The organism is Desulfuromonas thiophila (assembly GCF_900101955.1).
Lineage (GTDB): Bacteria > Desulfobacterota > Desulfuromonadia > Desulfuromonadales > Desulfuromonadaceae > Pseudodesulfuromonas > Pseudodesulfuromonas thiophila.
In genome coordinates, this window is the sequence record NZ_FNAQ01000004.1 from 109,732 (window position 1) to 124,065 (window position 14,334).

Below are 14,334 nucleotides of genomic sequence, written 5' to 3' on the forward strand. Positions count from 1 at the left end.
TGCATATAGCACCGAATTCGCCGCCCTGTCAAGAACAGCGCGGAGCGCAACCCTGCGCTCCTTCAGCGTGCCGCCAGAAACCGTTCGATGGTTTCGATCACCTTGGCCGACTTGAACGGTTTGGTGACATACCAGTCAGCTCCGACCTCGTCACCCCGCGCCAGATCCTCGTGACTCTTCTTGGCGGTCAACATGATCACTGGCAATTTTCGTGTCGCCGGATTTTCCTTGATGCGGCGGCACACCTCGTAACCATCAATTTCCGGCAGCATGATATCAAGCAGCACCAGATCGACCTTCTCGGTCTCCAGCACCTTCAGAGCCGCCTGGCCGTGAGGCACGGCGATGACCGCATAACCGCGCGAGGTCAGCAGAATGGTTTCAAGCTTGAGTAGGCTTTCCTCGTCTTCCACCACCAGTATCGTTTTTTTGTCCACGAAAACCTCCTCCGCAGGCCCGCCGGAAAACCGTTTTTCCGTGTTACGGATTCTATCTGCCACCCACATTACGACTATAACATAAAAACCGTTCGGCGAAATGCCATGAAAGCGTCCAGCACACGCAGGCTTGCCACGGGTTTTCAGCGTACGCGATCGCGATATTCGATCCGAATCGGACAGCCGAGGAAACCAAAAGGTTCACGAATCTTGTTGGCCAGATAGCGTCGGTAGGAAAAGTGGAGTCCTTCCTGGCGGTTCACAAAGATAACGAAGCTGGGTGGTCGTACCGCCGTCTGGGTCATGTAAAACAACTTGACCCGTTTCCCCTGAAAAATCGGCGGCTGGTGCGCCGCCTCTGCGGCCTGCAACACCCGGTTGAGTTCTGCCGTGGAAACCTTGCGATTGAATTCGTTGGCCACCTGCTCAACGGTTTCCATGATCTTGGCCACACGTTGTCCGGTCAGGGCCGAAACAAACAACACCGGGGCAAAGGGCAGGAACTTGAACTGGTCACGCACCTGCTGGGTAAACTGGTTGAGGGTACGATGATCCTTGGCCACCGCATCCCACTTGTTGACCACCAGAACAAGGGCCCGACCGCGCTCATAAGCATAACCGGCCACGGTCAGATCCTGCTCGGTAATACCCTCGGCCGCATCAATCAGCAGCAGAACCACATGAGCCCGGTCCATGGCCTTGAGCGCCTGAAGGACCGAATATTTCTCCAGTTTCTGGCTGACCCGCCCTTTGCGGCGGATACCGGCCGTATCAATCAGCAGAAAGTCTTTACCATTGTAACGGAACGGGCTGTCGATACTGTCGCGCGTGGTACCGGCCTCGGGATTGGCCACCACGCGCTCTGCCCCCAGCAAACGATTGACCAGCGACGACTTGCCGACATTGGGTCGGCCGATCACCGCCAGCCGAACCTGGTCGGCCGCCGCAGTCTCGCGCGGCGCCGGTGGCAACTGGGCACAGATCTGGTTCACCAAATCGTTGATACCCTGACCGTGCTCGGCGGAAATCGCCACAAAGGACTCAATTCCCAGACCGTAAAACTCCGCGGCAGCCTGTTCCTGCTGGGGTCCGTCGACCTTGTTGACCACATAGAGCACCGGCTTGGTGCTCTGGCGCAGCAAGGCGGCCACCTCCTCGTCGGCCGGCGTCAGTCCTGCACGACCATCGAGCACGAACAACACCAGATCGGCCTCCTCAATGGCCAGCTGAGACTGTTCACGCATCTGGACCAGCATGCGATCCTCACTGGCCGGCTCGAAACCACCGGTATCAATCAGCGTGAACGGCTTGGCATGACGGGTCACCAGGGCATAGTTGCGGTCACGGGTGACACCCGGAAAATCCTCCACCAAGGCCTTGCGCTCGCCCAGCAAACGATTAAACAGGGTCGATTTTCCCACGTTGGGCCGGCCAACAATGGCAACAACAGACATGACAATTTCCTTCCAGAACGAACGGACCAGGGAAGACCAGATCGGCTAGAGATAGCCCAGATCTCGCAGGCAGCGATCCGACTGGGTCCAGTTCGGCTGCACCTTGACAAACAGATCGAGAAATACCCGGGCATCAAGCAATTTTTCAATATCCTGCCGCGCCTGAGTGCCAAGGTTGCGAATCATGCTGCCTCCCTTGCCCAGCAGGATGCGCTTATGCGCCTCCCGTTCAACATAGATCACCGCCTGAATCACCACCAGCTGACGTTCGGGCCGCTCCTCGAAACGCTCCACCTGCACCGCCACACCATAGGGCACCTCCTGATGCACCCGCCGCAACACCTTTTCCCGGATCAGCTCGGCGGCAATAAAGCGCTCCGGCACATCGGTCAACTGATCGTCCGGATACAACGGCGCCCCCAACGGCAGCAGGGCATAAATCTCATCAAGCAGGATGTCGACACCCTGACCCTTGAGCGCCGACAATGGCACCACGGCACTGAAGGGATAGCTCCGGCAATAGCTGTCGATCAGCGGCAACAGAACCTCGGGCGTCACCCGGTCGATCTTGTTGATCACCAGGATCACCTTCAGGCCATTGCGCTGCAACAGCTGCAGAATCCGCTCATCCTCCTCGCCGAAACGGTCCTGGGCCGTAATGACATAGAGCGCCAGCTCCACGCCAGCGCAGGCCGTCAAAGCCTGATCCACCATAAAGCGGTTCAGCCGGCCCCTGGCCGCATGAATACCAGGCGTATCCAGCAGCAATGCCTGCATCCGCTCGCTGCTGTAAATTCCCAGGATCCGGTTACGGGTGGTCTGCGGCTTGTCGGCCGTAATCGATAGCTTCTGGCCAAGAATGCGATTGAGCAGGGTCGACTTGCCAACATTGGGCCGACCGATCAGCGACACAAAACCACAGCGAAACGGCGTCTCAGCCGCCTGTGGTGTTTCTTCGGGCGTTTCCTTCATATTTTTATCTCTCCCCGCAAGCGCTGCAGGGCCGTCGCCGCCGCCTGCTGTTCAGCCGCTTTTTTGCTGCGGCCGGTACCACAGCCGAGTTCACTTGAGCCACAGAACACCGCCACCTGATACAGGGGCTGATGATCCGGGCCGCTCTGGTCGGTCAGTTCATAACGCGGCGGCGAAGCAAACAGGGCCTGACAAACCTCCTGCAAGCGGCTCTTATAATCATGCGACTGCTGCACCGCCACCTGCTCAATAGCCACGGCGAACAGCGGTTCAACCACCTGCTGCGTTGCCGCCCAACCGCCATCAAGGAACACGGCACCCAGCACCGCTTCAAGGGCGTCAGCCAACAGACTGTCCTTATCGCAACCGCCGCTGCGACGCTCACCACGCCCCAGCAACAAAAACTCACCCAGCCGCAACTCCCGCGCCAGCTGAGCCAACGCCGCAGTGCTGACCAGCTCCGCCCGCAGCCGCGACAGTTCGCCCTCTGTCTGCCGGGGAAAACGACCATAGAGCTGCCCGGCAATCACCAGGTCAAGCACGGCATCGCCAAGAAATTCCAGCCGCTCGTTGCAGGCCAGCAGATCATGCAGCGTTTCGTTGGCGTAGGATTTATGGACCAACGCCTGACGCAACAGTTCGACCTGATGAAAATGATAATTCAGACGCTGCTGCAGCCGACCCAAATCCCACCCACGGCCGGACCCATAACCGGGCAACGCCTCCGCCTTCACCGCGGCATCCAACATGCAAATTCCTGTCCTGTCATGCAAAAAACGGCAAACCGATGGCCGAAGCCACAGACCGATCGGACACCATACACACAAAGACACCTCAGCGCAACGGTCTGTTGGCGGGTTCTTTGTCGAATGTGTCTGAGGGGCTAAGGACAAAAAAAGGCTGCCCCGAAATCCTGGGCTTCCCACTATTGATAGTGTTCTTCTCCGCTTGTGAGGTCTCGACATCGGTTGCCGATTCACGGCTTCTTTTGCTGGTCATCGCCCTTGCTTTTGCTGGCCCCCAGCAAGCCGTGCAGGCGGCTGGTGAGTGCGGAAAAACCGCCGCGCCCTTCCTCCTTGGCCTGCTGCTTGACGGCCTGCTTTTCCTCTCTGGCCTTCTCCTTGGCCATCTGCTTGAGAAACTGCTCGGCGGCCTTTTTCGCCATCTTGTCCGCCCGCTTCTCTTGCTTTTCGCGAATCTTCCGTTCCTTAGCTTCCCTGACTTCGCGCTCGGCCCGCTCCTTGGCTTCGCGAACCTCGCGTTCGGCGCGTTCCTTGGCCTCTCTGGCCTCGCGCTCGGCCCGCTCTTTCGCTTCACGCTCGGCTCGCTCTTTGGCCAGCCGCTGCAGCCGCTGTTCCTCGGCCTGATTGATGGTAGCGAAATCGACCTGATCTTCAATGAAGAGCCCCTCGAACCGACGCTTGCGGGCCAGCTCGTACAGCCCGAGAATGTCGGCCCCCTTGATACGGGCGGCGAAGAAGTACAGATGGCGACAGCTGCCTTTCTGCTTGACCACCTGCTCAAAGCCGCGCAGCAACTCGTTGGTGAGCTTGTTGTTAATTTGCAGTAGCCGGGCGAACTCAAACGAGCACCAGCCGTCCGTGTCGCGCTCCATCGCCATGCGGGCCAGCGGGTGGCTCTGCTGAGTCTCATTCGAAGGAAGAGCGCAAACGGCGTGGAAGGCGTCCCAGGGGCTACTCTTCGGGCTGTTGAGCACCAGTTGCGCCAGTGCCACCGGCTCAAGGCCCTCGTTTCCTACGCGAAACTTGGCGAAGCTCGCAGCCTCACGCGGATCGCCCTTGGCGAGCGCCTCACGCTGCCGGCGCAGGCCATACTCACTTAAAGCCTTGCCCATATTTACCCCCCCCCTTTTTTACGCATCTCCAGACTGCCCCTGATTAGCGTCGGATTGCGCCAGTTTGCCACCGCTGTTGTTGGTGTTGCCGCCACCACCACTGTTGTTGGTATTGCCACCACCGTTGTTGGCATTACCACCGCCTCCACCACCGCCTCCACCACCTGGCTTGGCCTTCATATTGCCGGCCATCATGAAGACGCGGTTCATGCGCTGTTCTTCGGCGGCTTCGTTGAAGCTGCCAGCGCCGCTGCCGATCCACGCCAGGACTTTTTCGGCCAGGTGGGTGATGATGGAGAACGCTTTGTGCGTGAGGTAAACGAACATGATGGTGGAAAGTACGATGAACGCAAGGATCGATATTGGCCCTAAGATGTGTGTGCCGGTGGCGCTGGCAATGTAAATCTTGAGTCCTTTGGCGACCAGCTGGATCAGGGCGGTGTAGGCCAGCATGGCGGCGAACATGCCGCAGAGCATCAGCGGCGCTCGCAGCAGGACGGCTATTCATGCGACCTCCATCGGCCTTTCAATGATTGACGCCACGCGGTTAAGTTCTTCTTCGGTTTTTTGCAGCTCATCAAGATACTTTGCGATGTTCTGCTCATTTTCCGTTTTTCCCTGCAGCAGCAGCTTGCGTAGCTCGTCAAGGTTTGACGTCCCGTATTTCTGCATCGCGATTTCGCGGCACTCGTTCAGCTCGCGCCTGAACAGATCAACATGCGCCAGAATCTTAGCCGACACCACGCCAAGCTCTGCCGCACGCTTCTTTTCGGCGATAATTACTTCGATAGCTTCTTCCTCGGAAATCCGCCGGTCTGTCATGATACTCTCCTCATGATGCTTTTGCCGCAAGGCAACGACGGCAAGCGGCTGCTCGAAGTTGCGTTGCGGGATTTAAGCGCTGAGCCGTGATTCTTCGGCATTTTCATCTTCCGGGCCGGCCGGGCTGGTTTCGGCCGGCCCGGTCGCGTCTGCTTCCTCGTGCATGTAAGGCAGTTGGGACTCAAACGGTTCCTGCTGCAGGCGATACCACTTGAGCTTGTTGTCGAGCGTCTGCAGCTGATCACTTGTCAGGTGTTTCCGGTCGATGGCGGCGTAAAAGGCTTCCACATTGGCGCCCTCGACATTGACGGCAAAGGAATAGCCTGCGCCTGCCGCGAATTGATTTTTGTTTTTCTCAAGGTATTTGAGCATCACCCCCTGCAGCAGCTTAACGTCCATGCCTTTGACATGCAGGGCAAAGGGCAGGGTGTAATATCCTTCGTCGGCGGGGAGACCCGAAAGTTCCTTTTCTATGGCTCTTAAATTGGCACCTTCGATGTCGCGGCCAAAAAGCATGACGTCGGGATATCTGCCCCACTCGTTGACGATCTTTTGTATCGCGGCGACATCGGCGCCGGGAACATCGCGAGCGAAGAGATAGAGCAGGTATGCCTCTTTCTTCTGCAGGCAGTAGCCGATGATGATCTGCTGCATTTCCGTGATGATCCCAGGCGGAGCGTCCACGCGCCGGGCGAAGTCGTAGGCCCGGAAAGGGTCTTTGGTCTTGCGGATTTCGGCCAATTCCTGGCTGGCCAAATCAAGAGGGATCTTCTCGGGCGTCGGGGTTTTGAGCCGGGATTGATCCTCAAGGGCCGATAGCAGGTTCAGCTGGGCGTGCGGTAAGGAGTCGGTGCCCACTATGTTGGGCAGTATTTTTGCGGGGTCTTCTGCATTGCACCCATAGATGCGGCTGATGGAGTCGCGCAGATGTTGCACCAAGTCCTTACTGTCCCACGGCCGCAGCGCCATATTGAGTTTTTCAAGAGTCGGGATGGCGCGGTGAAGGTTGCGGGCGAGGGCCTGTATTTGCTCTGAGCGAGTGATGTGCAAGTAATCGTTGGTGATGGATTGACGCACAGCAGTGATCAGGTAGGGCAATACCAGCCCCGGCGCCTGCTGCTTGAGAAACGCTAAAGACATGCGCACGATGTTGGCGGCGTCCTCTGCCGCTGCCGAGGTGTTGGGCAGCTTTTCAAGACGAGTGCGCAATGCCGCCACTTCGCCCTTGGTGCGCGGCAACGCTTGGCGCATCTCAAGCAACTCTTCTTTGGTATCCCGCAATTCATAGCGCATATCGGAGAGGTATTGCCGCCGATCCGCGAGGGTTTCCTGGGTCGAGGTCAACCGGCCTTCGAGCTGGCGGGCATAGTTGCGCCATCCGTCGCGGTCATTGACCAGATTGTTGATGGTCTCGTTGAGTTCCCAAATGGTGTTGTCGCGCTGGTTGAGCGCGTTTTGCCACGCCCGTTCATCGTCTATGCGCCTGCCCGCTTCAAGTGCCGCCGCGAGTCCATCCAGTGACATTGTTTGCCTCCCCTAGCAGGTTGTTGAAAAACAATTAGTCCAACCCCTTGATTTTACTATGGTTGAGGTTTGGACTTTGTTATAATTTTCGCATAACTATCTGACATTTCAGGAGAAACGTTATGCGCGGCGACGACCAGAATCAGCAGGCCTTGTTCAGCTATGTCTCACCGGAAGCACGGGTTCCAAAGAATCATCCTTTGCGACCTATCCGCATTTTGGTGGATCATGCCCTGCTGTCGATTTCTTCATCATTGAGCGCGCTATATTCTCATACAGGGCGTCCGTCCATAGCCCCGGAGCAGTTGCTGCGGGCGATGGTGATTCAGATTCTCTACTCCATTCGCAGTGAACGCATGCTGGTTGGGCAGTTGGATCATTTAAATCTAAATGTAAAAATTTTTCAATCAGAATATCTCTTTCTAGGTTGCCAACAAAACCTCGCAGCTCCGACCCTACAAGCAAAAAAATATCGATGTGACAACCTTCAGGTTGAAATAACTTTCATGCCGGGACAACACCTACAGCATGAAGACCCAAGACATTATCTGGGCAGGATTTCGGCACCGTGGAATCATAACCGGGGATAAGGCAGGGAAGACGCGAGGAAGCCAGGGCTTCAAGAACGGGGATGGGCACTGCAGGCATCTGAAAAAAAAAGACCCGGTCGCTTGACCGGGTCTTTATCTTTTTTTGGAGCGGGAAACGAGATTCGAACTCGCGACTTCAACCTTGGCAAGGTTGCACTCTACCACTGAGTTATTCCCGCATGTGCGAGCGGCTTTTTAACAAAAAAAAAACCGCGGGTCAAACAAAAAATCACCGCCACGGCCGGCCGGCGGCTGCTAGCGCGTCAGGAGACGGTAGAAGCGATAGAGGTAGTCGCCGCCGGACCAGAGGGTAAGAACCAGGGAAATATAGAAGAAGAACAGGCCGACGTTGTGCATCTGCACATGGAACAACTCCCACTTCAAACCGAACAGCCAGTAATAATCGTAGTGCAGCAGCAAGGCAACGATTGCTACCATCTGAAAAATGGTCTTGTACTTGCCCTGCGAGCTGGCATCGATAACGATACCTTCGGAGGAGGCTACCGAACGCAGACCAGTAATGAATACCTCGCGGGCGATGATCAGAAAAACGGCCCAGGCCGGCACACGCCCCAGCGGAATCATCATGATCAGGGCGGCCATTACAAGAAGCTTGTCCGCCAGCGGATCAAGAAACTTGCCCAGCACCGTCACCAGCTGCCATTTGCGCGCCAGATAGCCATCAAGCCAGTCGGTAATGCTGGCGAAACCAAAAACAACCGTAGCCCAGAAGCTGAGCAGGCGGCTGTCTTCGAGTAACAACATCACAACCACGGGGACACAGGCCATGCGGGCCATGGTCAGAAGATTCGGCAGATTAAACGGACCTTTTTTCAGCAGCATCAGCTGTCACTTTCCCGGTACAGGCGCTGATAGCGCTTGACCTTGTCAATATAGTTGCGCGTTTCCAGATAAGGTGGCACTCCGCCATGACGTTCGACCACACCCGGACCAGCATTGTAAGCCGCCAGCGCCAGATCGAGATTACCGTTAAAACGGTGCAGCATCTGCCGCAGGTAGCGGCTGCCTCCGGCGATATTCTGTTGTGGATCGTAAGGGTTGTTTACCTGCAGATCCGCGGCGGTTTGCGGATGCAATTGCATCAGCCCCATGGCGCCACGATGCGACAGGGCACGCGGATCGAAATTGCTTTCCGCCCGGATCACGGCCTTGAGCAACGCCGGATCGATGGCATTGTGGGCCGCATAACGGCTGATCAGCGCATCGACCGAACCCACATCGGTCTGCTTATCGCCCGGCTCTGCCAGAAAAAACTGGTACTGGCTGTGCACCGGAACGTTGGAAAAATGCATCCGGCCCTGGGCGTCGACATATCTGTATACCGCAGCCTGCCCCTCCGTGGGAAGCAGACTCAGCACACAAAGCAACAGAACGAATCCTGTGCGTCCAGGCATACGACCTCGCAAAATGACTCAACCGCTGCCGCCAGGAGCGGGCGGCAAAGAACTTGACAGGAGTTGACGCGGTGCAATAATGCCGGCCTGGTAGTTTTGCCGCTGCACCGTTGTTATTTTTTCCGCACCATTCTAGCGCATGGGGGCTGCAATGAAAATCACCTCTGACTTTTTGATTATCGGCAGCGGGATCGCCGGTCTGTCTTTTGCCCTGAAGGTTGCCGATCACGGCCGTGTCGCCATCGTGACCAAGCGCGAACTCAGCGAAACGGCAACCCATTATGCCCAGGGCGGTATCGCCGCCGTTTTTTCCGAAGAAGACTCCTTCGAGGCCCATGCTGAAGACACCATGGTAGCGGGCGCCCAGCTGCCCCACCGCGATATTGTCGATCTGGTGGTTCGCAGCGGCCCGGAAGCCATCAATGAACTGATCCGCATCGGCGCGGCCTTCACCAAAAAGGATGACGGCAGTTACGATCTCACCCGTGAAGGGGGCCACAGCCATCGCCGTATTCTGCATGCTGCCGATGTCACCGGCCGCGAGATTGAACGAGCCCTGGCTCACGCGGTGCGCAGCCATTCGAATATCACCGTCTATGAGGACCACTGCGCTGTCGATCTGATCACCGAAGCCAAGGTTCTGGGTCGGCGGCTCACCCGAAACCGTTGCCTTGGTGCCTATGTCCTCGATGTAAAAGCCAAGGAAGTCATCAGCTTCGGTGCCCGCATCACGGTTCTGGCAACCGGCGGCGCCGGCAAGGTTTATCTCTATACCTGCAACCCCGATATCGCCTCGGGTGATGGCGTTGCCATGGCCTATCGTGCGGGTGCGACCATCGCCAACATGGAATTCATGCAGTTCCACCCCACCACACTGTTTCATCCGCACGCCAAATCCTTCCTGATTTCCGAGGCGGTGCGCGGCGAGGGTGCCATTCTCAAACGGGCCGACGGCACCGCCTTCATGGCCAAGTATCATCCGCTGAAGGATCTGGCACCACGGGATATTGTCGCCCGCGCCATCGACAATGAAATGAAGAGCAACGGCGATGATTGTGTCTTCCTCGACATCACCCACAAGGGCGCCGACTACGTCAAGGATCGCTTCCCCAACATCTATGAAACTCTGCTGGGTTACGGTATCGACATGACGGTACAACCCATTCCGGTGGTACCGGCAGCCCATTATCTGTGCGGTGGCGTACAGGTGGATGACCAGGGCGAGACCGAAATCGAAAACCTCTTCGCCATTGGTGAGGTGGCCTGTACCGGCCTCCACGGTGCCAACCGCCTGGCCAGCAACAGCCTGCTGGAAGGCGCCGTGTTCGGCAACCGTGCGGCCGGCTGCGCCCTCACCCGACTGGATAAATCCTACCCGCCGGCGCCGGCTATCCGGCCTTGGGATTACGGTGAAGCCATCGCCAGCGACGAAGAGGTTATCGTTGCCCACAACTGGCATGAAATTCGTCTGTGCATGTGGAATTATGTCGGCATCGTGCGTTCCACCAAGCGCCTGACCCGCGCGCTGCGCCGCATCCAGATGATCCAGGAAGAGATCGCCGACTACTACTGGGATCACTACATTACCTCGGATCTGCTGGAACTGCGCAACCTGGCCACCGTAGCCGAACTGATCATCCGCTGCGCCCTGGAACGCAAGGAAAGTCGGGGGCTGCACTTCACCATCGACTACCCCCAGACCGACGATGTGCATTGGAAGAAAGACACCCTGATCCGCAAAACCTTCTGACCGGAGAACCGTCTTGACCATCGATGACATCCGCCGGGAAATTGACCGGCTGGACGACGAGCTGCTACGCATCTTCAATCAGCGCGCCGCCCTGGCCCTGCAAATCGGCCATCTGAAAAAAGAACTCGGGCTACCGGTCTACGATCCACAGCGGGAAAAACGCATCTTCGCCAAGATGACCGGAAACAACCCCGGCCCGCTGGACGACCAGGCCATCAAGCGGCTGTTTGAGCGCGTGATCGACGAATCCCGCACCCTGGAACGCATCAAATCGAAGGGAATCTGACCGCCATGCTGATTGTGATGAAAAAACAGGTCCGCGAACAGGATCTGGAACAGGTGAAACAGTTTTTGATTGATCAGGATTTCGACTTTCATCAGTCCACCGGTGCCAACCGCACCATCCTCGGCGTCATCGGCGATACCGCACGTCTCGATCCCCGCACCCTTGAAGCCCTGGCCGGGGTGCATGTGGTATTCCGCATACCCGACGAAGAGACTAGATAGCTGTATGACAAGCGCCGGCCGCAGGGGCCGGCGCTTTTTTAATGTATAAGCCACTTGCACATGAGTGCGGCATCCCTTATCTTCGCGTCGTTTTTGCTCTCCGCCTGAACAAGATAGATAAAAATCGGTTATCTGGTTCATTTTCGGCAAAAATCTAATCCGACAACGACACGTATGATTAACCGGCTGCTGCTTTTTTTTGCTCTAACCGTGCTGCTGGCTGCGGCACAGCCCTGTGCCGCCAGCGCAACACTGCGTTTCGCACCACAACCAACGCTCTCCCTCAGCCTGACAGAACGTAACTTTCGTCCTTTTGTACGTCTACTGGAAGAGATCTTGCAGCGTCCTGTTGAACTGGTACTCAAACGGGACTATGCCGAAATTATTGCCGCGCTGAAAAACGATCAGATCGATCTGGCCTATCTCGGGCCACTTCCTTACGTCATCGCCAGCAACAGCGATCCCGCTCTTGAGCCGCTGTTACGCTTTACCGAACCGGATGGCAGTGCCAGCTATCGTTGCGTCCTTGTCGTCTTTGGGGACACGCCAGCAACGGATCTGCCGCACCCCTGCCGGGTCGCACTTACCCAGCCCTATTCCACCTGCGGCTATTTCATGGCTTCGCAGCTTCTGCAACAAATCGGCCGAAATCTGGAAACCTGCGACTATTCCTATGCCGGCAGCCACGATAGCGCCGCCCTTGAGGTGGTGCGCGGCCACGCCGATCTTGCCGCTCTCAAGGATTCCATTGCCACCGATTACGGCAAGCTTGGCCTCAGGGTCATTGCCCAAAGTGAACCATTGCCAGGGTTCCTGCTGGTGGGCAACCGCCGTACCCTCGATGAAGCCAGCTTCAGTCAGCTGCGCCAGCAACTGCTGACACGACAGGCATTACCCGAAGTGGAACCTCTCCAACTCATTGGTAAAAATCTGATTGCTGTCAAGGCCGCAGATTACGCAACCCTCCGCCAACAATTGCAGCGGCAACCCGTTCCGGGGTTAGGTCAATGAAAGACCGCGTCGCCACATTTGGGTTGTTTACACTGTTGCTGCTGCTGTGCCTTGGTCTGATCTACAGTCGCCATCAAAGCCTGCTGAACAACCAGATGCAACAACGCCTGCGGGGTCAGCAAGCGGTCATTTCCTGTGCCAGCGGCACCTACCAGCTGCTGGCCCAGACCCTCTTCGAAGAGGCTATCCAGCAAGAAGAAATTCTCAGCCTTATTCATGACATGGTCACCACCGAAGAGGCAGAGCGCCGCAACCTGCTGCGTGGCTGGCTGTTCCGCAAACTTGATCCGCTCTATCAGCGCGTTCGCCAGCAACGTATCCGCCAACTGCATTTTCATTATCCTGACGGCCGTTCCTTGCTGCGCTTTCATGCCCCCCAGCTGGCCGACGACAGCCTGGACGGTGTGCGCCCATCAGTCCTGCTGGCCAACCGCCAGCTCCGGGCAGTTCATGGTTACGAAAGCGGTCGCATTTTTCACGGATTCCGCCATGTCTACCCGCTGTTTTACGCCGACCAGCATATTGGTTCCGTTGAACTGAGCACCTCCTTTCTGCAGATTCAGCAGGAAATGCATCAGCTGACTGAAAATCAGCAAACCCGTCTGGCCTTTGTGCTGTACAAGCCGGAGATGTGGGACAAACTGTTTCCGTCGCTACAGCCGTATTATCAGACAACACCGCTGAGTCCAGATTATGTGGTCGAATTCGAACAGCTCAGCAGCATCGCCTGCGACAAGGGCAGCCTCACCGACCCACTGGTCTGGCGCCTGCTGAAAAGATTGGGGGACCAGGCCAGCGCGCATAGGCACTTAAGACAGCAACAGAGCTTTATCCTGCCACTGTGGCATCAGGGTCAACCCTTCTCCGTCGCCTTTCATGCCATCCAGAATACCCTGGGAAAGCATGCCGGCTACATTGTGGCCGCCACACCTGAACCCTTTTTCAGCCAATTACGAATCGACAGCATCACCACCGCCAGCCTGGCCAGCCTGCTGCTGTTGATGGCGCTGCTGTTGCGACTGCGGTTCCTGGCCGGCCGGCGTCAGCAGCAACGCTCCAGCCAGTTGCTGCAGATGGTTTCGGACAGTATCGCCTGCGGCCTGTTTACTGCCGACCCGGAATGCCGGATTACCTATGTCAATGAAACCGCTGCACAGCTGCTCGGACAGGAACCGGCGCAGCTGATCGGCCGCATCGCCCATGAGATTTTCCATCTCGACAATGAGACGAATGAACCCTGCTGCTTCGATACCCTTCTGCAAAAAAAAGGAATCGCCCGCAGCGATACAATCATTGCCTTACACAGTCAGGGCCATCGCTTTCCCGTCGAAATGATCTGCAGCCCACTCCACGATGGCAACAAGCAGATCGGCACCAGCAATATCTTTCTCGACATCAGCACAAGGCGCCGGCAGGAACAGCAGCTGCTGGCCACCCAGCAGCAGCTGGAGCAGGCCAACCGCGAACTTCAGTTGCTGGCACGACGCGATGGCCTGACCGGTATTGCCAATCGTCGCTCGTTTGATGAAGCGCTGGATTCCCTCTGGCGTCAGGCAGCACGGAATCGCCAGCCCTTAAGCCTGTTGATGATCGATATTGACCATTTCAAGGTCTACAATGATCGGTTCGGCCATCCCCAGGGAGACCGCTGTCTGCAGGAGATTGCCCGACTGCTGCAGCAGTGTTGTCTGCGCCCCGCTGATCTGGTATGCCGCTACGGCGGCGAGGAATTCGCCATTCTGCTACCGGAAACCCGTGAAAACGATGCCCTGCAGGTTGCCCGACGCATCCAGCAGCAGCTGCGCCAAAGAGCCCTGCCCCATCCAACCAGCCCGTCGGGATACCTCAGCCTCAGTATTGGGCTCTGCTGCCTTGTACCTGAACCACAACACTGCTACCAGGAGCTCATCGATTGTGCCGATCACCGCCTGTATCAGGCCAAGGCTGCCGGTCGCGATTGTATCTGCGCCTCAGATGGCCCCTAACGATCCGCCACG

General features: G+C 57.2%; 15 protein-coding genes, 1 tRNA gene and 1 pseudogene. 6 read left to right on the top strand and 11 right to left on the bottom strand.

Going from position 1 to position 14,334, the window contains the following annotated elements; genetic code table 11:
- Window positions 1-62: 62 nt before the first annotated feature.
- The 8 genes from BLR80_RS05745 to BLR80_RS05780 all read right to left on the bottom strand — a co-directional run bounded on the left by BLR80_RS05745 (window position 63) and on the right by BLR80_RS05780 (window position 7,064).
- Entirely contained in the window at window positions 63-437 is a 375-nt protein-coding gene (locus BLR80_RS05745; protein ID WP_092077170.1) for a response regulator, read from the bottom strand.
- A gap of 143 nt (window positions 438-580) precedes the next feature.
- On the bottom strand, window positions 581-1,891 hold the full coding sequence (der, locus tag BLR80_RS05750) for a ribosome biogenesis GTPase Der (RefSeq protein WP_092077172.1): 1,311 nt from the start codon (window positions 1,889-1,891) through the stop codon (window positions 581-583).
- A 45-nt stretch (window positions 1,892-1,936) separates the two neighbouring features.
- Entirely contained in the window at window positions 1,937-2,863 is a 927-nt protein-coding gene (gene era / locus BLR80_RS05755; RefSeq protein ID WP_092077174.1) for a GTPase Era, read from the bottom strand.
- Window positions 2,860-3,612: a ribonuclease III gene (rnc, locus tag BLR80_RS05760; RefSeq protein ID WP_092077176.1), complete on the bottom strand. Its 753-nt coding sequence runs from the start codon at window positions 3,610-3,612 to the stop codon at window positions 2,860-2,862. Before rnc ends, era begins: the two co-directional genes overlap by 4 nt.
- A gap of 227 nt (window positions 3,613-3,839) precedes the next feature.
- Window positions 3,840-4,718, bottom strand: coding sequence for a hypothetical protein (locus tag BLR80_RS13075; RefSeq protein ID WP_092077178.1), 879 nt, complete (start codon window positions 4,716-4,718; stop codon window positions 3,840-3,842).
- Window positions 4,719-4,736: 18 nt separating this feature from the next.
- Window positions 4,737-5,195 carry a hypothetical protein gene (locus BLR80_RS12895; RefSeq protein ID WP_092077180.1) on the bottom strand — a complete coding sequence of 153 codons (459 nt, stop codon included), beginning with the start codon at window positions 5,193-5,195 and terminating at the stop codon, window positions 4,737-4,739.
- A gap of 27 nt (window positions 5,196-5,222) precedes the next feature.
- Window positions 5,223-5,540: a hypothetical protein gene (locus tag BLR80_RS05775; RefSeq protein ID WP_092077182.1), complete on the bottom strand. Its 318-nt coding sequence runs from the start codon at window positions 5,538-5,540 to the stop codon at window positions 5,223-5,225.
- 72 nt (window positions 5,541-5,612) lie between these two features.
- Complete coding sequence (locus BLR80_RS05780) at window positions 5,613-7,064, bottom strand: hypothetical protein (protein ID WP_092077184.1); 1,452 nt, start codon at window positions 7,062-7,064, stop codon at window positions 5,613-5,615.
- A 122-nt stretch (window positions 7,065-7,186) separates the two neighbouring features.
- Here BLR80_RS05780 and BLR80_RS05785 point away from each other — a divergent pair.
- A pseudogene (locus tag BLR80_RS05785) lies at window positions 7,187-7,441 on the top strand (transposase); the annotation flags it as partial.
- 317 nt (window positions 7,442-7,758) lie between these two features.
- Here BLR80_RS05785 and BLR80_RS05790 read toward each other — a convergent pair.
- The 3 genes from BLR80_RS05790 to BLR80_RS05800 all read right to left on the bottom strand — a co-directional run bounded on the left by BLR80_RS05790 (window position 7,759) and on the right by BLR80_RS05800 (window position 9,069).
- Window positions 7,759-7,833, bottom strand: a tRNA-Gly gene (locus BLR80_RS05790).
- 76 nt (window positions 7,834-7,909) lie between these two features.
- On the bottom strand, window positions 7,910-8,497 hold the full coding sequence (gene pgsA / locus BLR80_RS05795) for a CDP-diacylglycerol--glycerol-3-phosphate 3-phosphatidyltransferase (RefSeq protein ID WP_092077186.1): 588 nt from the start codon (window positions 8,495-8,497) through the stop codon (window positions 7,910-7,912).
- On the bottom strand, window positions 8,497-9,069 hold the full coding sequence (locus BLR80_RS05800; RefSeq protein WP_092077188.1) for a transglycosylase SLT domain-containing protein: 573 nt from the start codon (window positions 9,067-9,069) through the stop codon (window positions 8,497-8,499). The genes pgsA and BLR80_RS05800 overlap by 1 nt, the downstream gene beginning before the upstream one ends.
- Window positions 9,070-9,220: 151 nt before the next feature.
- On the opposite strand from BLR80_RS05800, the gene nadB reads away from it, so the two are divergent.
- The 5 genes from nadB to BLR80_RS05825 all read left to right on the top strand — a co-directional run bounded on the left by nadB (window position 9,221) and on the right by BLR80_RS05825 (window position 14,322).
- Window positions 9,221-10,819, top strand: a complete 1,599-nt coding sequence (gene nadB, locus BLR80_RS05805) for an L-aspartate oxidase (RefSeq protein ID WP_092077190.1) — start codon at window positions 9,221-9,223, stop codon at window positions 10,817-10,819.
- A gap of 13 nt (window positions 10,820-10,832) precedes the next feature.
- Window positions 10,833-11,105: a chorismate mutase gene (locus tag BLR80_RS05810; RefSeq protein WP_092077192.1), complete on the top strand. Its 273-nt coding sequence runs from the start codon at window positions 10,833-10,835 to the stop codon at window positions 11,103-11,105.
- 5 nt (window positions 11,106-11,110) lie between these two features.
- Window positions 11,111-11,326 (top strand): hypothetical protein, encoded by a 216-nt coding sequence (locus BLR80_RS05815; protein ID WP_092077194.1) that lies wholly within the window; start codon window positions 11,111-11,113, stop codon window positions 11,324-11,326.
- 174 nt (window positions 11,327-11,500) lie between these two features.
- Window positions 11,501-12,337, top strand: a complete 837-nt coding sequence (locus BLR80_RS05820) for a PhnD/SsuA/transferrin family substrate-binding protein (RefSeq protein ID WP_092077196.1) — start codon at window positions 11,501-11,503, stop codon at window positions 12,335-12,337.
- A complete protein-coding gene (locus BLR80_RS05825; protein WP_092077198.1) occupies window positions 12,334-14,322 on the top strand; it encodes a diguanylate cyclase in 1,989 nt (662 codons plus the stop codon). The genes BLR80_RS05820 and BLR80_RS05825 overlap by 4 nt, the downstream gene beginning before the upstream one ends.
- Window positions 14,323-14,334: the final 12 nt, after the last annotated feature.